Below are 18,411 nucleotides of genomic sequence, written 5' to 3' on the forward strand. Positions count from 1 at the left end.
TGAGCGCGTCTAACAGCTATGCCCGCTTTATATAGCCACTGGCGGGCCTGCCCGGGCGATGCTTCACATGACGCGGCAGTCAGTCGCACTCAACCTCGATGACCTGTGGCATGCCCTCACCTATGCCGCTACGGCATATCTCAAAGAAAAACACGGTAGTCGTCCTGCGCTGCATCTCGCCGCATGATGAGGAAAAACAAAAGCAGCACTGCCGGGAGATACCCATGTCATCGCAAGAAGCTGAACAGAACTGGCAAGAGGACGTGTTCCGTGTTCTCAAGGCCCACGACGTCAAGCACGTCGTATTCGTACCGGACGCTGGCCACTCGGCGTCCATTCGCATGTCCTATGCAGACCCCGACCTCAAGGCCGTTGTGCTCACCACGGAAGAAGAAGGCATTGGCTACCTGGCCGGCGCCTGGCTAGGTGGGGAGCGCGGCGCGCTGCTGATGCAATCGAGCGGTGTCGGCAACTGCATCAACACCCTCGCCTTGCAGAACTGCGCTGGTTTCCCCCTGCTGATGGTAGTGACCATGCGGGGTGACTGGGCTGAATTCAACGCCTGGCAAAACCCGATGGGTCAGGCCACTGAAGCCTCCCTGAACCTGATGAAAGTGATGACCTGGCGCGCTGACAAACCTGAGGATGTGGCCCCACTGCTGCATGGCGCCGCCACCATGGCCTTCAACGGCGATGCCGCCACCGCCCTGCTGCTTGGTCAGCGCCTGATCGGAGAAAAGAAATGGGTCAAGTAAGCGCCAACCACGTGCTTTGCCGCCGAGAGGTCGTGCGTACCTTGCTCGCCGATCGCAATGATGTGCTCGTCGTCACCGGCCTGGGCTCTGCCTCCTATGATGTGATGGCCGCGGGTGACCACGACAACAACTACTACCTTTGGGCGGCCATGGGCAGTGCCATTACCGTGGGCTTGGGCCTCGCCAATGCGCAGCCGGACAAAAGCGTGGTGGTTGTCACTGGTGACGGTGAGCTGCTGATGGGGTTCGGCGCACTGGCCACTGTTGCACTGCAGCAGCCGAAAAACCTGACCATCGTGGTGCTGGACAACGGCCACTTTGGTGAAACCGGCATGCAAGTCAGCCACGCCGGCTTCGGCATCCAGCTGGACCGGGTCGCTGAAACCTGTGGCTTTGCCTGGACCCAGGAAATTCGTGAAATGGACGGGGTCCATGCCCTGCGTGAGCGTTTCGCCAATCGGGACGGGGTCAAGCTGGCCACTGTGAAGATCAAAGCCGAAAACCCGCCACGTGTACTTCCGCCGCGTGATGGCCAATACATCAAGAACCGTTTCCGCGCCGCCCTTGGCTTCCAGCCTATTTGACCGTGTTACAGGGTCGGGCCGGCGGCCGAACCACGATGACGCTGCCGGCCTGTCCCACCCTGGAGAATGATGATGATCGACAACAATCAAGAAGAACTCAACGCCATTCGTGAGGGTGTACGTGCCCTGTGTGGCGATTTCCCGGCCGAATACTGGCGCAAGGTCGACGAAGAAAAAGGCTTCCCTGAAGCCTTCGTCAAAGCCATGACTGAGGCCGGCTGGCTGTCGGCGATGATACCCGAGGAGTTTGGCGGCTCCGGCCTGGGTCTGGCCGAGGCGTCGGTGATTCTTGAAGAAGTCAACGCCTGCGGCGGCAACTCCGGCACCATCCATGGCCAGATGTACAACATGTTCACCTTGCTGCGTAACGGCAGCGAAGAGCAAAAGCGCTACTACCTGCCCAAATTGGCCAGTGGCGAGCTGCGCCTGCAGTCGATGGGCGTGACAGAGCCGACCACCGGTACCGATACCACCAAGATCAAGACCACGGCGGTTCGCAAAGGCGACAAGTATGTGGTCAATGGCCAGAAAGTGTGGATCTCTCGCGTCCAGCATTCTGACTTGATGATCCTCCTGGCGCGCACCACCCCGCTCGCCGAGGTCACCAAGAAGGTCGATGGCATGTCGATTTTCCTGGTCGATCTGCGTGAAGCCATTGGTAACGGCCTGACCGTACAGCCGATTGCCAACCTGGTGAACCACGAAACCAACGAGCTGTTCTTCGACAACCTGGAAATCCCTGCCAGCAGCCTGATTGGCGAAGAGGGCAAGGGTTTTCGCTACATCCTCGATGGGCTCAATGCCGAGCGTACCTTGATCGCCGCCGAATGCATCGGCGATGGCCGCTGGTTCATCGAAAAATCCAGCCAGTACGCCCGTGATCGCGTGGTATTCGGCCGCCCGATCGGCCAGAACCAGGGCGTGCAGTTCCCCATCGCTGAAGCCCACATCGAAATCGAAGCCGCCGACCTGATGCGCTGGCGTGCTTGCGCCGAGTACGACAGCGGCCGCAACGCTGGCGCCGCCGCCAACATGGCCAAGTACCTGGCGGCCAAAGCCAGCTGGGAGGCCGCCAACGCATGCTTGCAGACCCACGGCGGCTTCGGCTTTGCCAATGAATATGACGTCGAGCGCAAGTTCCGCGAAACCCGCCTTTATCAGGTCGCGCCCATTTCAACCAACCTGATCTTGTCCTACGTGGCCGAACATCTGCTGGAACTGCCACGTTCGTTCTGACCCGGGGCCCCCTCGCCAACCGCGAGGGCCTGCCATAACAAGAGAGACAACAATCATGAGTCAGCCCATTCGCCCACTTGACGGCATAACTGTCATCAGCCTCGAACATGCGATCGCAGCGCCCTTCTGTACCCGTCAGCTGGCTGACCTGGGCGCCCGGGTGATCAAGGTCGAACGCCCGGGCAGTGGCGACTTCGCCCGTGGTTACGATCAGCGGGTCAACGGCCTGGCCTCGCATTTCGTCTGGACCAACCGCTCGAAAGAAAGCCTGGCCCTTGACCTCAAGCAGGATATCGCCGAGGACATCCTTGGCCAGCTACTGGAGCAAGCCGATGTGCTGGTGCAGAACCTTGCGCCAGGCGCGGCCGCGCGCCTTGGGTTGAGTTTCGAGCAATTGCACGAGCGCTTCCCGCGGCTCATCGTCTGCGACATCTCCGGCTATGGCGCTGGGGGCCCCTACGAGCAGAAAAAAGCCTATGACCTGCTGATTCAGAGCGAAGGCGGTTTTCTTTCGGTCACCGGTGGCCCCGGCGAAGACGGGATGGCCAAGGCGGGCAACTCGATAGCGGATATCGCTGCCGGCATGTATGCCTACACGGGCGTCCTCTCGGCCGTATTGTTGCGGGAAAAAACCGGCATCGGCAGCCACGTTGAAGTTTCGATGCTTGAGAGCCTGGTGGAGTGGATGAATTACCCGCTCTACTACGCCTACGAAGGAGCCCCGCCACCGCCTCGCGCTGGTGCAGCGCACGCCACGATCTATCCATACGGTCCATTCCCTGTTGGCGATGGCAGCACCGTGATGCTCGGCCTGCAGAACGAACGGGAGTGGCAGCTGTTCTGCCAGCATGTGCTGATCCGACCGGAGCTGGCTGATGACGATCGGTTTTCTGCCAACTTCAAACGCGTGGCCAACCGCGACGCCCTGCGCGCGTTGATCATCGAGGCTTTCGCCCCCTTGAGCTTCGATACCGTTATTCAGCGGCTGGATCAGGCCAGCATTGCCAACGCCAAGGTAAACGACATGCAGGGCGTCTGGGAGCACCCACAACTGAAAGCCCGAGACCGCTGGCGGCGCATCGACACGGCCGCAGGCAGCGTTCCCAGCCTGCTCCCGCCCGCCACCAGCAATGCCTTTGCACCACGCATGGGCCCGGTGCCCGCGCTTGGCGAGCATAGCGAAAACATCCTTGCCGAACTTGGCCTGACGCATGAACGAATTCAACAGCTGCGCGCTTCAGGGGTCATCTGACCCCTCTTTTTACCGCCTGTTGTGAGAGCTCAAGAACAGAGTATTACTGCTTATGAAAGTGCTGGTCGCTATCAAACGTGTGGTCGATTACAACGTCAAAGTCCGCGTCAAGGCGGACAACGCCGGCGTCGACCTTGCTAACGTCAAGATGTCCATGAACCCCTTCTGCGAAATCGCCGTGGAAGAAGCCGTACGCCTGAAGGAAAAAGGCGTGGCGAGCGAGATCGTGGTCGTCTCCGTGGGCCCGCCCGCCGCCCAGGAGCAACTGCGTACCGCCCTGGCGCTAGGCGCCGACCGTGCCATCCTGGTCGAAGCCGTCGATGAGCTGAGCTCCCTGGCCGTAGCCAAAGCGCTGAAAGCCGTTGTCGACAAAGAGCAGCCGCAGCTGGTCATCCTTGGCAAGCAGGCCATCGACAGCGACAACAACCAGACCGGCCAGATGCTGGCCGCGCTGACCGGCTACGCCCAGGGCACCTTCGTCTCCAAGGTCATCGTTGCTGGCGACAAGCTGAACGTCACTCGTGAAATCGATGGTGGCTTGCAAACCGTGTCGCTGAACCTGCCAGCCATCGTCACCACCGACCTGCGTCTGAACGAGCCACGCTATGCGTCGCTGCCGAACATCATGAAGGCCAAGAAGAAGCCGCTGGAGACCGTCAAGCCTGACGACCTCGGCGTTTCCCTCGCCTCCACCAACACGACCCTGAAAGTCGAAGCGCCAGCTGCGCGCAGCGCGGGTATCAAGGTCAAGTCGGTGGCCGAACTGGTCGAGAAGCTGAAGAACGAAGCGAAGGTAATCTGATGTCTATCCTGGTAGTAGCTGAACACGACAATCACACACTCGCCGCGCCGACCTTGAATACTCTGGCTGCAGCCCACCAGATCGGAGGGGAAGTCGTGGTCCTGGTCGCGGGACTGGACGTTTCCGGTGTCGCTTTCGCGGCTGCGCAGATCGCGGGAGTGAGTAAGGTGCTAATGGCAGACGACGCTGCCTACGCGCGCCAGCTCCCGGAAAATGTTGCGCCATTGGTGGCCAACCTGGGTCGCGACTTCAGCCATGTACTCGCCCCTGCCACCAGCAACGGCAAAAACATCCTGCCACGGGTCGCAGCGTTGCTGGATGTCGATCAGATCTCCGAAATCATTTCGGTCGAGTCTGCCGATACCTTCAAGCGCCCGATCTATGCGGGTAACGCCATCGCCACCGTGCAGTCGGACGCCGCAGTCAAGGTCATCACCGTACGATCCACCGGCTTTGAGGCCCTGCCGGCAGAAGGCGGTAGTGCGCCGATCGTGGCATTGGCTGGCGCGCGTGATACAGGCATATCGGCGTTTGTCGGCGAAGAACTGGCCACGTCCGATCGCCCCGAGCTGACCGCGGCAGACATCGTTGTTTCCGGTGGCCGCGGCATGGGCAACGGCGACAATTTCAGCCACCTGTACCGCCTGGCCGACAAGCTGGGCGCGGCAGTTGGGGCATCACGCGCCGCAGTAGACGCAGGCTTTGTTCCCAACGACATGCAGGTCGGCCAGACCGGCAAGATCGTGGCCCCGCAGTTGTACATCGCGGTCGGTATCTCCGGCGCGATCCAGCATTTGGCGGGCATGAAGGAATCCAAGGTCATTGTCGCGATCAACAAGGATGAAGAAGCGCCGATCTTCCAGGTGGCCGATTACGGACTGGTCGGCGACTTGTTCGATATCCTGCCAGAACTCACCTCCACGCTGTAACAGGACAAAAACAATGACCACATCAGCACCTGAAACGTGGATCGGTCGCAGTGAGACCGTGCACGATTGCATCAGCCATAACCTGGTAAAACGCATTGCCGCAACCTTGGGTGAGCCAGCGCCAGCTCCGGGTGCCCCCCTGCCCGAACTCTGGCACTGGGCATTCTTCCAGGACGCCGTCGAGCACTCCGGGCTTGGTGGGGACGGTCATCCAGCGCGAGGCGGCTTCTTGCCCCCGGCAGATAACCGCAACCGCATGTGGGCAGGTGGCCGCCTGGAGTTCCTGCACCCGCTGCGCGTCGATGCCCAGGTATCCCGCCGTTCGACCATCCTCAACGTTCAGGAAAAGCATGGGCGTACGGGGGCGTTGCTGTTTGTCACCGTACAACATGAGTACGTGCAAGACGGCCAGCAGGCGCTCATCGAGGAACAGGACATCGTTTATCGTGAGCCCTCGCCACCCAAACTGGGCGGAACCGAGCCGATGCCGCAGGGAGACTGGCATCTCCACGTTCAGCCAACCCCGACGCTGCTGTTCCGCTATTCGGCAGTGACGTTCAACGGCCACCGCATTCACTATGATTGGCCTTATGTGACCGAAACCGAAGGTTACCCTGGCCTGGTGGTGCACGGCCCCCTGATCGCAACGCTGAACGTGCAAGCATTTGTACGGGCGAACCCTCAATTGACAGTGCGTCGATTCAGCTTCCGTGGTGTTCGTCCCTTGATCTGCCCTGACGCGTTCGATGTCGGTGGCCGATTGATCGGTGAGGGTAAAGCCCAAGTCTGGGCTGGCAATCAGGCAGGCCAGGCCCAGGTCGGCGAGATCGAATTCGTCCAGGAGGCACGCCGATGACACAACAACCAGTCCGTAGCGCGCTTTTCGTTCCCGCTACTCGACCAGAACGCATTCCGAAAGCTTTGGCCAGTGGCGCCGACCGGGTCATTGTCGACCTTGAAGACGCTGTGGAAGAGACGCTGAAAGAGCAGGCGCGCAACAACCTCGACCAGTTCCTCAACGATCATCCGCAGGCCAAGGTGCTGGTTCGGGTGAATGCGCCTGGTCATTGGGCCCACGAGGCTGACCTCTCGCTTTGCCGGCGTCATGCCGGGGTCATCGGCATTCTGCTGCCAAAGGCTGAAAGCGTCGACCAGATAGATCGCGCCCATGCCACTGGCAAGGCGGTGTGGCCAATCATCGAAAGTGCCAAGGGCCTGGCTGCCCTACCATCCCTGGCGGCAGCGGCTGGCGTAGACAGGTTGTCATTTGGCAGCCTGGACCTGGGCCTGGACCTTGGCCTCAGCACGGGTAGCGCAGCAGCCGAGCACGTGCTGGGGCATGCCCGTTATGCAGTGCTGCTACATAGCCGGGTCGCGGGACTGGCCGCGCCCTTGGACGGTGTGTTCCCCGCCATCCAGGATATCGACGGCTTGCAGCGTCAAGTCCGGTTCGCACGGGACATGGGTTTTGGCGGTGCCTTGTGCATTCACCCAAGCCAGGTCCAGGTAATCCACGATGCCCTGAAACCCTCGCATCACGAGCTGGATTGGGCTCGACGGGTGGTCGAGCAGGCCGAAGCTGGCGCCGGCGTTTTCACCCTTGATGGCCAGATGGTCGACGCTCCGGTGATCCTGCGTGCCCGGGCAATCTTGCTGCAGGCGGGTTGAAGGGTCCAGTTCATGCTCCCGTTACAGCACGCGACCACTGTTCTGACGCGCAGGGGTAATCTGTATCGGGGGCACCTGTCGAAGAGGTGTCGTATGTGCTCCATGAATGGCGCAGCCCTGCCACCGTGCAAGGGCTGCAAGCGCTTGATCTGCCGGCTGCTGCGTGCCCCGTCCAGGTTGCCGGCGTATGGCTGAGGCCGCCCGTACATGCCCTGCACCTGTCATGCAGGCCGCGTCAGAGCTGATGGTTGAAATAGGCTATACCGCCATGACCATGCGAAAACTGGCGCAACGTGTCGGAATACTCCCAGGCAGCCTTTACCATCACGTCGACTGCAAACAGGATCTGCTGCTCAATGTGGTCCTGGACATCGTCGAAAAACGTCTTCAGGCGTGGCATGCGAGCGTATGTCCACGCGACCTGAAGGGATATGTGTGTTTCTCACTCGAGCGGCAAGTCACCGTCCCACAGGAAGATTTGATCCTGCGACACGAGGTCAGGCACCTTGAAACCAGCCACCGGCGCTGGCTGGACCGGGCGAGTGCGCGCCTGGCCCAACCTGTGGAATGCATCATTCAGAAAGGTTGTGCGACAGGCCAGTACCGCGTGGATGAGCCCTCCAAAGCCTCGGTGGCGATCGTTGCGATTATCGAAAGCGCCAACAGCCTGCGGCTCAGCAAGGCGCATTTCGATGAAACCTGGATCCAGGAGCACATCCTGCAGGCGTGCAATGCATTGCTGCGACCTCATCAACGCGCGCTCTGGTGCTCAGGCCACCGCAATCATCCTTGACCTATCCTGTCTGCAAGCACGCCCGGACGGAACGGATCAGGATCTAGATCATGCCATTCAGATTCACACTGTGGTCGAGCCTCGCGCAATTCACCCAGGGGATAGGTAAAGAGTTCTCCAACCCGGACCGCCTCCCCCAACGCTTGCTGGACGAAGCCGAGACGCTGCTGTCCGTGTTGTTGGCTATCGGCATGGCGCATTACTTGGCTGTCGATAATGTTGGCTGGGCTGCGTTCAGTGGCTACATGGTGATGCGTTCAAGTCTGCATGACTGCGTTTACCGTGGCGGGCTCCGGATCATCGGCACTGCCGCAGGCGGCTTGGCCGCAGCAGCGCTACTGACTCAACTGCAAATAAGCGTGCATTGTCTTGGTCCCGTCATAGGGCTGGTCGGCGCATGCACACAATGTTCATCGCCTGGCAGGCTGTTGCGCGGGCGCTGCCTGTGCAGGGCTGGCTTTATGGCTGGTAGGCTCGAACTGGATCGCCATGACCCTGGCAATGTGCATCGGCGTGATGGTCGGGCGGCACATCGAGAACAGCAACCGCTCATACGCTTACGCCGGCACCCAATTTTCCCTCGTGTATCTGGTAGTGATGGTGCCTGATACGTACGTCAACGTCAGCCCTTCGCCCGGGTTCATCCGCTTGGAGGGGGTGTTGGCAGGTTTCGTCCTGATCGGCGTAATACGCCTGGCGAATCAGTTGATCCGCCAGGGCGCGTCCCGATGAACCCTAGGCTGACGAATGATTACTGGCCTGCAGCCGTTGTCGATAGGCTGCAAACACTAGCGGGTTGACCATACGTGGCCCCTCCTCCCCGCGCAGCACCTGCAGAATTTGCTCCGCTGCCCATAGCCCCATGCGCAGACGGGCCTCACGGGTTACCCCTGCGGTGTGATAAAGGCCCACCACGTTATCAAGCCCAAGCAATGGATGATCGAGGGCTGGCGGCTCTTCGTCCCAGACGTCGATACCCGCGCCCCCAAGGTGGTCACAGGCCAGCGCCGCATGAAGTGCGGCCTCGTCATGCAGGCCGCCACGCGCCGTATTGATAAAAATGGCGCCCTTGCGCATGGACGCAAACGTTGTTGCGTTCATCATGTTCAGCGTCGAAGCCAGGCGGGGGCAATGTAACGACACGACATCACTCTGCTGCAAAAGCGTCCCCAGTTCGCAGCCTGTTGCGCCTCGCTGATCGATCTGCTCGCTTGTCAGTAACGGATCATGGGCGATGACACGCATGCCCAGGGCCTGAGCGATACGCGCTACCCGTTTACCTATCTCACCGATACCGACCAGACCCAGCGTTTTCCCTGAGAGCTCGAAGCCCATCAAATCTTCGCGCGAGAAACCTCGGTCCCTGCGCAACCGCCGATCCGATTCACTGATGCGCCGCGCACTGTCGAGCATCAGTCCGATGGTTGCCTCCGCTACCGATTGGGCATTGGCACCGGACTGGTTCACCACCAGAACTCCGGCACGGGTGCAGGCATCGACGTCGACGGTGTCATAACCGGCCCCATTGGTTGAGACACAGAGCAGGTTTGGCAGTTGGTTGAGTAAACGTTCCGTCACATGCCATGCAGGTGGCAGCTCATCGCGCGCGGATGGCACCTGGTAGACCTGGCAACTGCGCAGCGCTTGCATGATCAGCCCGGGCGCCTGGTCACGAGGTACGGTTTGCAACACCACATCGGCTGAGGCTTCGAGCGTCTGGGCCATCACCGGGTGGTACCAGACGTCGAAGCGTACGATCTTCTTCACTTCGCTATTCATGCTCGCCTCACCTCAATGGCTGATGTGGGATGGCGTGGATTTGCGTCCCATGAATTTGCGAACCCCAATGTTCTCCTCGACCTTGCCATCGCCATCCAGGTATCCATGTCTGGAGAGGTCTGGCATCAACAGAGAGGAAACAAGGGTGATGGCACCGATGGCTGCGACATACAGATAGAAGTACTGCTCCATGCCCAGCGAGCGGAAGCTCAGCGCCACGTATTCAGCGGAACCCCCGAACACTGCAGCACCTACCGCATAAGGCAGCCCTACACCAAGGGCCCGAACGGTTGGCGGGTAGAAGTCTGCTTTCAGCACGCCAGTAACCGGCGTATAGAAAGCTGCAATGAGCAACCCGGCGACCACCAGCGCGAATGCACTCAGCGGGTTCTGAACAGATTTGATCGCTGACAACAGGGGTATGACCAGGAACGTGGACAGCAGACCGAAAATTATCATGTTGCGGCGTACGCCGATCTTGTCCGCAAGCATGCCGAAAACCGGCTGGGCAAACATGAAGATCACCAGCGCCGAAGCCATGATGATGCTCACTGTCGGTGCCGGAATACCGACACTCACCACCAGGAATTTCTGCATGTAGGCAGTGAAGGTATAGAAGTACAGAGAACAACCGATGGTGATTGTGAAGGTCAGCAGTACAGCGCGCTTGTGTTGCATGAGGCCTCTGAGCGAACCCGCCTCCTTGCTCTTCATACCTTGCGCAGTGGCTGTTTCGCGCATGGTCCGGCGCAGGTACACCACCACGATCGAGGCCAGCGCGCCGATCAGGAACGGCACTCGCCAACCCCAGGCTTTCAGGTCCTGTTCAGACAGCACCAGCTGCAGCACTGCCACCGTCAACAGCGCCAGCAGTTGCCCTGCGATAATGGTCATGTACTGGAACGAGCCATAGAACGAGCGGCGCCCAGCGCGTGATACCTCACTGATGTAGGTCGCGCCGGTGCCATACTCTGCACCGACCGATAGCCCTTGCATCAAGCGGGCGACCACCAACAGGACCGGCGCCGCGACACCGACAGTGGCGTAGGTAGGCATGACAGCGATCATCAACGACCCACCGCACATCATGAACACGGAGATGATCATCGATATCTTGCGACCACGCGTATCGGCGATATAACCGAATATCCAGCCACCCAGCGGGCGCATGAAGAAACCGACCGCAAAAATACCGGCGGTGGCTAATAGCTGGCTGGTCTGATCGCCCGCCGGAAAGAACAGTGAGGCGAAATAGATTGATGTGTAGGCATAGATGAAGAAGTCGTACCACTCCACCAGGTTGCCGGAACAGACACCTACAATTGCAGTTGTACGCTCTTTGCGAGTCAACGGACGTGCCGTGCCCATATCTGCATTCATGATCGCTACCCTTGTTGTTATTGTTTTGCCAACTCGGGTACAGCTTTGCACAGCGATGGTGTGACGGAAGACCTGCCAAAGATCTAACAGCTATGCCTGGCGGGCATGGCCGTTTACTTCAACCAAACTAAACCGGGGTGAGATCAGGGCAAGCTTGTGCTGGCCACTCACCACACAGCCGAACGCCGGCTGGCTCTACCACGTGTTGCATGAAACCCTGCCCCTTACAGGCAATAGAATTCGCTGACCTCTGCAACCACCTCCCCCTTGGCGTCGTACAAACGCGCTTCAGGAGTTAGCGCCATCGACCTCCCCTCCAGCACATAGCGCTGGCCTGCCTGGAAGTTGGCGTAAGGGACCGTCAGGTAGCATTCGCGCACAGTGGTGCCGCCCATCAGGCTCAGCCCCCCGCCACCGCCCACTTCATAATCGAACCTGACGATCAGCTCATGGCTGCCCGGGCTCACTTGAAAGAAGCGCCCGTCGCTCAACCGTTGCTTATCCAGCCGTTCAGCCATCAGTAACCTGTCATTGGGAAATGGCACCGAGAAATCGACCCAGGCCATCTGAGGATTGGCGGTTGGCAGCGGCGACTGGCAACCTGTAACTGCCGTGATTGCCAATAAAAGCATCATTGTGCGCATGATCGGTGCACCTGAGGCTGGGGCTTTCAGGATACCGCCAACCAGCATTCCATACCCTGCCAAATAGGTCCGTTCTGCCATTTCACAGGTAAACACGGCCGCAGGCGCGCAAGTGGGCTGCACAATTTCGGCAGCGCCGGTATGGTCAGGGTTCTGATATCGAACTGCATCGGAGGCAGTCATGACAACCCTCTTTCGCATCAGCGTGCTGGTGTTGGTCACAGGCATGTTGCTGGGCGACATCCTGCTTGCCAGTGTCGGCCTGGCTTGCGTGTGCGGGGTTGCCGTGTACAGCAACATCCAGCAGGACAAGCAGCCGGCTTGCCCTGCTGATTCGGAGTTTCTGGCCTGACGGCTCACCCCCCGCGCAGATGCACCTTTGCTGCCATACCCGTCTAAGCTTGTGCCGAACTTTCCAGCTAGCGAGGGACGAGGCGTACTCATGAGCAAGGTGCTGTCATCGCGTATCGGTCTGCGTGGCCTGGTTCTTGGCTTTGTCCTGCTCGCCGTGCTGAGTACCCTCTGCAACAGTCTGATCACGGCCTACAGTGTGCAACGCGATGCGCTGGTGCACTCGGCACTGGAGGCTAACCGTGCCTATGCCTTCAAGGTCGCCTCGAGCATCGATCAGTTTCTGTACTCGGTCAATGAACGCCTGAAGTACAGCAGCCAACGCCTGGGCAGCGACTTTGCCAATCGAGCGTTGCTCGAGGAAGAAGCACGCCGACTGCAGGCCCAGGACTCGGAGTTGAACACCGTGCTGATCACCGACCCTGCGGGCAAGGTATTGCAGGCTTACCCGCCTGCGGTACCGATCGGCTCGACCGTCACCTCCGATGAACTGCACCAGGCGCTGAACGTGCGTCGCCCCATGGTCAGCCAGGCTTTTACCTCAACCAGCGGCAAGCTGATCGTCTTCGTCTCCCAGCCTGTCTTCAGCCCCACAGGCGAGTATCTAGGGCTAGTCGGCGGCTCCGTGTTCTTGCAACAGCGTGGCGTGATGCATTCGTTGATTGGTGAACACCACCTCGAGGGTGCCTTCGCCTTCGTCGCCGATGGCAACCGCCGGTTGCTTTACCACCCCGATCAGCAGCGAATCGGTGAAGTGCTCGGCTGGAGCGAGACGGTGGACAAGGCGTTGCTCGGTGACAACGGCCCGCTGGAGACGGTCAACTACCATGGGATACCGATGCTCGCCGGGTTCGCGCACGTGCAGGGCTCCAACTGGGCCGTAGTCGTCCAGCAACCCCGGGAACAGGCACTGGCGCCACTGGGCAAACTGATGCGCGACATGCTGGTCAGGATCATCCCGGCTGGGGTGATCGGTCTGGTCCTGATACTGCTCGGCGTCATGCTGATCACGCGCCCCCTGCGCGCTCTGGCCGGCCATGCCATCGACCTTTCGACGCCGAATGCCACCGCTGAACTGTCCGCGATCAACGCCTGGTACGCCGAGGCGGCGGCGATCCGCCAGGCGCTGGTAGTGCAGTCGCAGCAACTGCAACAGAAGATCGGCAGCTTGAACGCCGCCGCCGACACCGACCCGTTGACCGGCCTGGCCAACCGGCGTGCGATGAACGCGGCACTCCAGGCGCTTGATGCAAGCCAACAGCCGTATTCGGCACTGGCGTTGGACGTCGATCACTTCAAGCGGGTGAACGACAACTTTGGTCACGATGTGGGTGACCTGGCGTTGCAAAGGGTCGCGCAAGTGATCCGCGACTGCACGCGGGCCGGGGACCTGCCGTGCCGGGCGGGTGGCGAAGAATTCTGCCTGCTGCTGCCGAACACCGCGCTGAGCACGGCCTGGGAAGTCGCCGAGCGGATCCGCACCACGCTCAACGCTACAGCGGTGGCGCAGATCGGCACCTTGACTATCTCCATCGGTGTGGCCTGCCGGGACGCAGACACCCCCAGTGCCCCGGCCATCCTCAAGCGCGCTGACGAGCGCTTGTACCTGGCCAAACAGAATGGACGTAACCGGGTAGTGGCCGATGATCGGGTAACGCTCTGATGCCCCAAGAGATACGGTGCTTGCGTGTCTTATGCATCATCAATTCATGAGTAACGCATTTACGTTCAACGTCAACGCTTCGAGTGTGAAAGGTTTCGTCAGCACAGCCGTGTTGGGCTCTAGCTGGGCGTTGTCCAATATATTCGGTTGCGCATACCCGGTCATGAACAAGACGGGAAGGCCCGGCCTGAAGCTGCGGCCGGTATTGGCCATTTGCCTGCCGTCGATTCCTCCTGGCAGGCCAATGTCTGTGACAAGCAGATCGATGCGGGTATCCGAGCGGAGTAACTGCAGGCCCGCAAGGCTATCGGTCGCCTCAATGACGATGTATCCGCAGCTGCCCAGCGACTCACTCACAAACATGCGGACGGAAGGCTCATCATCGACGACCAAAACCGTTTCGCCTGACGAGGTCAGTTCTGACTCAGGCGATGGCTCGGCACGACCTGCAGCATCGACCTCAACCTCATGGCTGGGTAGCTGCAGAAATACGCGGGTGCCCTGGCCCGCCTCTGACTCGATCCGAACCTGCCCGCCAGACTGCTTGGCGAAACCATAGATCATGGACAGGCCGAGCCCGGTACCCGCCCCCACAGGCTTGGTGGTAAAGAAAGGCTCGAATGCACGCGTTAACGTCTGGGTGCTCATGCCGACACCGTCATCGGCGACACAGATCGTGAAGTACGTGCCGGGTGGCAGTTCAGGGTCAAGATCTGCCCCCTGTACAAGCTCCTCGTTGTACGTCCTGATGGCGATCGACCCTCCGCCTTCCAGTGCGTCACGCGCGTTGATACACAGGTTTAGCAGCGAGTTCTCTACTTGGGCCGGATCCACCAGGCAGGTACTTGAGGTTGCATGGAGCTCTACCTTGAGTTGGATTGCCGGCCCTACTGTCCGACGTATCAGCTCCTCCATTTCGCTGATCAGGGTGTTCACATCGGTATGAACAGGCATCAGCGTCTGGCGGCGAGAGAACGCCAGGAGCCGGTGGGTCAGGGATGCTGCCCTTTGTGCGGCACCCTGTGCCACCGTCAGGTAACGTTCCACGTCAGCAGTGCGCCCCTGCTTCAAGCGGAGCTTGATCAGTTCAAGGCTTCCCGTGATGCCCGCGAGCAAATTGTTGAAGTCGTGAGCGATACCCCCGGTCAGCTGACCGACCGCTTCCATCTTCTGCGATTGCCGTAGCGCCGCCTGCGCCGCTTCCCGCTCGGCCACGGCTTGTTCGATCTTCGCTTCCAGGGTGCGGTTAAGCTCAAGCAACTGCGCCTCGGCATTTCTTCGCGCGGTGACATCGATGGACGAGCCGATCAGCCCGATGACCTCGCCTGCTTCGTCGCACAGGGGTGCCTTGACGGAAAGCCAGTAGGTAGCCGTGCCATCCGGCATGTCGACACGCTCTTCGATCTGCAGCGCGCCCTTCCCGCCATGCATGATATGACGATCGGTTTCCATGACCTGGCGTGCCTGGGCCTTGTCTTCCAGAAACTCCAGGTCGGTTTTGCCCAGATACAGCTCTGGTGGTTTACCAACCAGTCGGGTGACACCGTCATTTGCAACAATCAGCCGCCCCTCGAGATCCTTTGCGTAGACAACACCCGGGACAGCAGCCGTGAAGGTACGCAGCAACGCTGACATCCTGTCGCGTTCAGCCTCCGCTGACCGGCGTGACTCAATGTCCATGAGAATGCCAGGGAACCGAACAGCCTCGCCTTGCTCGTCTAGCTCAGCTCTGCCATTGGCCTCAATCCAGCGGTAGCTGCCGTCATGCTGTCTGACGCGGTATTCACACCGGTAGGCGCCGCCACGGCTCATCGCCTCCTGGATATCGGCAGAGACACGATCACGGTCGTCAGGGTGAATCGAGGCAAAAGCTTCCTCGATCGGAATACCCGCCAGGCATTTATCTGCAGGAAGCCCGAATGATCGCGAGAACCGCTCATCCGCGGTCACCTGGTTGTGCCGAATATCCCACACCCACGTTCCAATGATCGCGCCCGCATCGAGCGCCAACTGCAGACGCTCCAAAGCGGTTGTCGGAAACGCGGACTCCTGACTGGGTAATGCGGGAGCATCCAGCTCTCCTGAAAAGCCGGCGCGTTCGCGATCCATATATTGCCTCTTTTGCTTACGCACATGAACGACAAGCCAATGGATGAGATTCTAGAGCGTGATGCCGAGCTATGGCGAGCAAAGCCCTTTACCTGATCTGTTCAGCGCAGGCCAAAGCCCATCCGGCTCAATTCCCCCAGCAACTCCTCGCGCCCATGCAGGCTCGAAACGTTCCGCAGCCTGCTGACCACTTGCTCCGACCAGCCTGAAGCCTTCATGCCTTCGCGTTGATAGAAAGCACCCAGGCGCTTGTCGTATTCCGCTAGAACGCCCTGCTCGTCGGCAGCCGAGTACGTTTCGTGATGAAGCACTGCTGCCTGTGGCAGCCTCGGCTTCACCTTGGCTGGCCGATCCGGCGATGGATAGCCAACGCAGAGGCCGAAGACCGGATAGACCTGAGGCGGCAGTTGCAGTTCCTTGGCAACGGCTTCGATGTCGTTACGAATACCGCCGATGTACACGCTTCCAAGCCCAAGCGACTCCAACGCAACGACCGCATTCTGGGCCGCAAGCGCTGCGTCGATGGTGCCGAGCAACAGGCTTTCCAGGTATGGCAAAGCCTCCAGCTCTACCCCATGCTGGTCTGCAATGCGCGAGACGCGGGACAAATCGGCAAGCCAGACCAGGAACAGTGGCGCTTGATGGATATAGGGCTGGTTGCCGGCTAGCGCCGAGAGGCGGCCTTTGCGATCCCCCTCTTGCACCGCAACCACACTCCAGACCTGGAGGTTGGATGATGTGGACGCGGACTGCGCGGCAGCAACCAAGGTCTCGAGCGTACCCTCGGGCAGAGGCTGATCAGTGAACGCCCTGACGCTGCGGTGTTGGAGCAGTTGGTCGATGGTGTCATTCCATTGTTGCAGCGCAGAAATGTTCGGTGCGCCATAGCGTGCAGCGAGTTTTGCCTGAGCGTTGGTTGTCATGAGAAGCCTCCAAAATGATAGGAGGCTATCAAATTCAGGCGTTTACCACACAGCTACACTGATTATTTTTTTCGCGCCTCAGCGTCACTCCGCTATCCAGCACCTGAGGGGTAGGCCCCCTAGCGGCCATGCAAATGCTTCTTCAAAAAAGCCCGGGTACGATCCTGCACCGGATTCCTCAGGATTTCCCCAGGAGCCCCTTGTTCCACAACAACCCCACCATCCATGAATACGATCTGGTCAGCAACCTCGCCGGCAAAGCGCATCTCATGCGTGACGATCAACATGGTCATGTGCTCGGCCGCCAGTTGCTTCATCACCAGGTTCACCTCTTCCACAAGCTCCGGGTCCAGGGCTGAGGTCGCTTCATCGAACAACATGACCTTGGGTTGCATGGCCAACGCCCGGGCAATGGCCACGCGCTGCTTCTGCCCACCGGACAAGCGAGAAGGATATTCGTCGATCTTGTTAGCCAGCCCGACCTTGTGCAGGTACTCCAGGGCCAGCGCTCTGCCCGCAGTTTTCGAGTAGCCTTTGAGCTTCACAGGCCCGATCGCGACGTTTTCACAGACGGTAAGGTGCGGGAACAGATTGAAGTGTTGAAACACCATGCCCATTTGCTGGCGCACCCGATTGATGTGCTGCTCGAAGGCGCGGCCTTTCAAGGGGCGGTTGACCTGGTCACCATCCAGCCAGATTTCACCGTCATTGAGCACTTCGAGATGGTTGATCGACCGCAGCAAGGTGCTTTTGCCAGAGCCACTCGGGCCGATGATGGCGTAGATCTGCCCACGCGAAACCGACAGGTCGATGCCCTTCAGCACCTCAAGTGTGCCGTAGGCTTTGCGAGCGCCCTTCACTTCTACCATAGCGTTGTTGTTCATCGTGACATCTCGACCTTGGCTTCAATAAGATGCAACCCAGCCTCGAGCACCAGGTTGGCCACGTAGTAGATCACTGCGACGGCGATATAGAATTCAAACGGGCTGTACGTTTCGCTGACAGCCAACTGGGCGCTGTAGACGAGTTCGGCGATACCGATGATCGACACCAGTGAAGTGTCCTTCAGCAACACAATGAGGTTGTTCCCCAGCGGCGCAATGGTTTTTCTGAGGGCCTGCGGAACGATGATGTAGCGCTGGGTCATGGCCTTGCTCAGGCCAATCGAGCGCGCGCCCTCTATCTGGCCTGGGTCCACCGCCTCGATCCCGGACTTGATCACCTCGGCGTTGTACACCGCAAAATGCAGGCTTAGCCCGATTATCCCCGCAGCCAGCGCCGGGATATCGATACCGACCTGAACCAGCCCGTAATAGATCAGATACAGTTGCAGCAACAATGGCGTGCCCATCAACAGCCAGGTCACAAACCGTACAGGCAGTGCCATGGCCTTCGGCGCATACAGGTCGATCAGGGCAAATAGCACACCCACCGTCAGGCTGATGACGCTGGAACCGAGAAACATGACAACCGTCCACCACAGGCCGGTTGCCAGCATTTCATAGTAAGGCGTGATGACACTCAGGTTTAGTCCTTCCACTGG

Annotated in this window: 19 protein-coding genes; 12 read left to right on the forward strand and 7 right to left on the reverse strand. The window is 59.8% G+C overall.

Features of this window, described 5'->3' with window-relative positions; genetic code table 11:
• Positions 1-224 precede the first annotated feature (224 nt).
• From MRBLPB4O_RS14220 to MRBLPB4O_RS14265, 10 genes are all read left to right on the forward strand, one after another.
• Positions 225-755 carry a thiamine pyrophosphate-binding protein gene (locus tag MRBLPB4O_RS14220; protein WP_341795598.1) on the forward strand — a complete coding sequence of 177 codons (531 nt, stop codon included), beginning with the start codon at positions 225-227 and terminating at the stop codon, positions 753-755.
• Positions 743-1,339, forward strand: coding sequence for a thiamine pyrophosphate-dependent enzyme (locus tag MRBLPB4O_RS14225; RefSeq protein WP_016499729.1), 597 nt, complete (start codon positions 743-745; stop codon positions 1,337-1,339). Before MRBLPB4O_RS14220 ends, MRBLPB4O_RS14225 begins: the two co-directional genes overlap by 13 nt.
• A 75-nt stretch (positions 1,340-1,414) precedes the next feature.
• On the forward strand, positions 1,415-2,575 hold the full coding sequence (locus MRBLPB4O_RS14230) for an acyl-CoA dehydrogenase family protein (RefSeq protein WP_162471785.1): 1,161 nt from the start codon (positions 1,415-1,417) through the stop codon (positions 2,573-2,575).
• Between the two features lie 55 nt (positions 2,576-2,630).
• Positions 2,631-3,827, forward strand: a complete 1,197-nt coding sequence (locus MRBLPB4O_RS14235) for a CaiB/BaiF CoA-transferase family protein (protein ID WP_341795599.1) — start codon at positions 2,631-2,633, stop codon at positions 3,825-3,827.
• 52 nt (positions 3,828-3,879) lie between these two features.
• Entirely contained in the window at positions 3,880-4,629 is a 750-nt protein-coding gene (locus MRBLPB4O_RS14240) for an electron transfer flavoprotein subunit beta/FixA family protein (protein WP_341795600.1), read from the forward strand.
• Complete coding sequence (locus tag MRBLPB4O_RS14245) at positions 4,629-5,558, forward strand: FAD-binding protein (RefSeq protein WP_341795601.1); 930 nt, start codon at positions 4,629-4,631, stop codon at positions 5,556-5,558. Before MRBLPB4O_RS14240 ends, MRBLPB4O_RS14245 begins: the two co-directional genes overlap by 1 nt.
• 13 nt (positions 5,559-5,571) lie before the next feature.
• A complete protein-coding gene (locus MRBLPB4O_RS14250) occupies positions 5,572-6,414 on the forward strand; it encodes a MaoC family dehydratase N-terminal domain-containing protein (RefSeq protein ID WP_229609274.1) in 843 nt (280 codons plus the stop codon).
• Complete coding sequence (locus MRBLPB4O_RS14255; RefSeq protein WP_059394843.1) at positions 6,411-7,226, forward strand: CoA ester lyase; 816 nt, start codon at positions 6,411-6,413, stop codon at positions 7,224-7,226. Before MRBLPB4O_RS14250 ends, MRBLPB4O_RS14255 begins: the two co-directional genes overlap by 4 nt.
• A gap of 187 nt (positions 7,227-7,413) precedes the next feature.
• Positions 7,414-8,019 carry a TetR/AcrR family transcriptional regulator gene (locus MRBLPB4O_RS14260; RefSeq protein ID WP_341795602.1) on the forward strand — a complete coding sequence of 202 codons (606 nt, stop codon included), beginning with the start codon at positions 7,414-7,416 and terminating at the stop codon, positions 8,017-8,019.
• A gap of 417 nt (positions 8,020-8,436) precedes the next feature.
• On the forward strand, positions 8,437-8,751 hold the full coding sequence (locus MRBLPB4O_RS14265) for a hypothetical protein (protein WP_341798887.1): 315 nt from the start codon (positions 8,437-8,439) through the stop codon (positions 8,749-8,751).
• A gap of 3 nt (positions 8,752-8,754) precedes the next feature.
• Here the strand turns inward: MRBLPB4O_RS14265 and MRBLPB4O_RS14270 are convergent, their stop codons facing one another.
• From MRBLPB4O_RS14270 to MRBLPB4O_RS14280, 3 genes are all read right to left on the reverse strand, one after another.
• Complete coding sequence (locus tag MRBLPB4O_RS14270) at positions 8,755-9,798, reverse strand: hydroxyacid dehydrogenase (protein ID WP_341795603.1); 1,044 nt, start codon at positions 9,796-9,798, stop codon at positions 8,755-8,757.
• 12 nt (positions 9,799-9,810) lie between these two features.
• Positions 9,811-11,166, reverse strand: a complete 1,356-nt coding sequence (locus MRBLPB4O_RS14275) for an MFS family transporter (protein WP_341798888.1) — start codon at positions 11,164-11,166, stop codon at positions 9,811-9,813.
• Positions 11,167-11,402: 236 nt separating this feature from the next.
• Positions 11,403-11,822 carry a hypothetical protein gene (locus MRBLPB4O_RS14280; protein WP_341798889.1) on the reverse strand — a complete coding sequence of 140 codons (420 nt, stop codon included), beginning with the start codon at positions 11,820-11,822 and terminating at the stop codon, positions 11,403-11,405.
• 181 nt (positions 11,823-12,003) lie between these two features.
• Here MRBLPB4O_RS14280 and MRBLPB4O_RS14285 point away from each other — a divergent pair, with 181 nt between their 5' ends.
• Both MRBLPB4O_RS14285 and MRBLPB4O_RS14290 read left to right on the forward strand, forming a co-directional pair.
• Positions 12,004-12,174, forward strand: a complete 171-nt coding sequence (locus MRBLPB4O_RS14285) for a hypothetical protein (RefSeq protein ID WP_341795604.1) — start codon at positions 12,004-12,006, stop codon at positions 12,172-12,174.
• Between the two features lie 90 nt (positions 12,175-12,264).
• Positions 12,265-13,836 carry a sensor domain-containing diguanylate cyclase gene (locus tag MRBLPB4O_RS14290; protein WP_341795605.1) on the forward strand — a complete coding sequence of 524 codons (1,572 nt, stop codon included), beginning with the start codon at positions 12,265-12,267 and terminating at the stop codon, positions 13,834-13,836.
• Between the two features lie 39 nt (positions 13,837-13,875).
• On the opposite strand, the gene MRBLPB4O_RS14295 is transcribed toward MRBLPB4O_RS14290, so the two are convergent.
• The 4 genes from MRBLPB4O_RS14295 to MRBLPB4O_RS14310 all read right to left on the reverse strand — a co-directional run bounded on the left by MRBLPB4O_RS14295 (position 13,876) and on the right by MRBLPB4O_RS14310 (position 18,408).
• Positions 13,876-15,945: a PAS domain-containing protein gene (locus MRBLPB4O_RS14295; RefSeq protein WP_341795606.1), complete on the reverse strand. Its 2,070-nt coding sequence runs from the start codon at positions 15,943-15,945 to the stop codon at positions 13,876-13,878.
• A gap of 101 nt (positions 15,946-16,046) precedes the next feature.
• A complete protein-coding gene (gene nfsA, locus MRBLPB4O_RS14300; protein WP_341795607.1) occupies positions 16,047-16,868 on the reverse strand; it encodes an oxygen-insensitive NADPH nitroreductase in 822 nt (273 codons plus the stop codon).
• Positions 16,869-16,987: 119 nt separating this feature from the next.
• Positions 16,988-17,752, reverse strand: a complete 765-nt coding sequence (locus MRBLPB4O_RS14305) for an amino acid ABC transporter ATP-binding protein (protein WP_341795608.1) — start codon at positions 17,750-17,752, stop codon at positions 16,988-16,990.
• The gene (locus MRBLPB4O_RS14310) at positions 17,749-18,408 is read right to left on the reverse strand and encodes an amino acid ABC transporter permease (protein WP_341795609.1); all 660 of its coding nucleotides are present in this window, start codon (positions 18,406-18,408) and stop codon (positions 17,749-17,751) included. The genes MRBLPB4O_RS14305 and MRBLPB4O_RS14310 overlap by 4 nt, the downstream gene beginning before the upstream one ends.
• Between the last annotated feature and the right edge of the window lie 3 nt (positions 18,409-18,411).

This window comes from Pseudomonas sp. LPB4.O, from assembly GCF_038383825.1.
In the GTDB taxonomy this organism is placed as follows: domain Bacteria; phylum Pseudomonadota; class Gammaproteobacteria; order Pseudomonadales; family Pseudomonadaceae; genus Aquipseudomonas; species Aquipseudomonas putida.

Coding starts and splice junctions, on each gene's coding strand:
- MRBLPB4O_RS14220 (WP_341795598.1), top strand. CDS start 225: ATGTCATCGCAAGAAGCTGAACAGAACTGGCAAGAGGACGTGTTCCGT.
- MRBLPB4O_RS14225 (WP_016499729.1), top strand. CDS start 743: ATGGGTCAAGTAAGCGCCAACCACGTGCTTTGCCGCCGAGAGGTCGTG.
- MRBLPB4O_RS14235 (WP_341795599.1), top strand. CDS start 2,631: ATGAGTCAGCCCATTCGCCCACTTGACGGCATAACTGTCATCAGCCTC.
- MRBLPB4O_RS14240 (WP_341795600.1), top strand. CDS start 3,880: ATGAAAGTGCTGGTCGCTATCAAACGTGTGGTCGATTACAACGTCAAA.
- MRBLPB4O_RS14245 (WP_341795601.1), top strand. CDS start 4,629: ATGTCTATCCTGGTAGTAGCTGAACACGACAATCACACACTCGCCGCG.
- MRBLPB4O_RS14250 (WP_229609274.1), top strand. CDS start 5,572: ATGACCACATCAGCACCTGAAACGTGGATCGGTCGCAGTGAGACCGTG.
- MRBLPB4O_RS14255 (WP_059394843.1), top strand. CDS start 6,411: ATGACACAACAACCAGTCCGTAGCGCGCTTTTCGTTCCCGCTACTCGA.
- MRBLPB4O_RS14260 (WP_341795602.1), top strand. CDS start 7,414: ATGGCTGAGGCCGCCCGTACATGCCCTGCACCTGTCATGCAGGCCGCG.
- MRBLPB4O_RS14270 (WP_341795603.1), bottom strand. CDS start 9,798: ATGAATAGCGAAGTGAAGAAGATCGTACGCTTCGACGTCTGGTACCAC.
- MRBLPB4O_RS14275 (WP_341798888.1), bottom strand. CDS start 11,166: ATGGGCACGGCACGTCCGTTGACTCGCAAAGAGCGTACAACTGCAATT.
- MRBLPB4O_RS14280 (WP_341798889.1), bottom strand. CDS start 11,822: ATGCGCACAATGATGCTTTTATTGGCAATCACGGCAGTTACAGGTTGC.
- MRBLPB4O_RS14285 (WP_341795604.1), top strand. CDS start 12,004: ATGACAACCCTCTTTCGCATCAGCGTGCTGGTGTTGGTCACAGGCATG.
- MRBLPB4O_RS14290 (WP_341795605.1), top strand. CDS start 12,265: ATGAGCAAGGTGCTGTCATCGCGTATCGGTCTGCGTGGCCTGGTTCTT.
- MRBLPB4O_RS14295 (WP_341795606.1), bottom strand. CDS start 15,945: ATGGATCGCGAACGCGCCGGCTTTTCAGGAGAGCTGGATGCTCCCGCA.
- nfsA (WP_341795607.1), bottom strand. CDS start 16,868: ATGACAACCAACGCTCAGGCAAAACTCGCTGCACGCTATGGCGCACCG.
- MRBLPB4O_RS14305 (WP_341795608.1), bottom strand. CDS start 17,752: ATGAACAACAACGCTATGGTAGAAGTGAAGGGCGCTCGCAAAGCCTAC.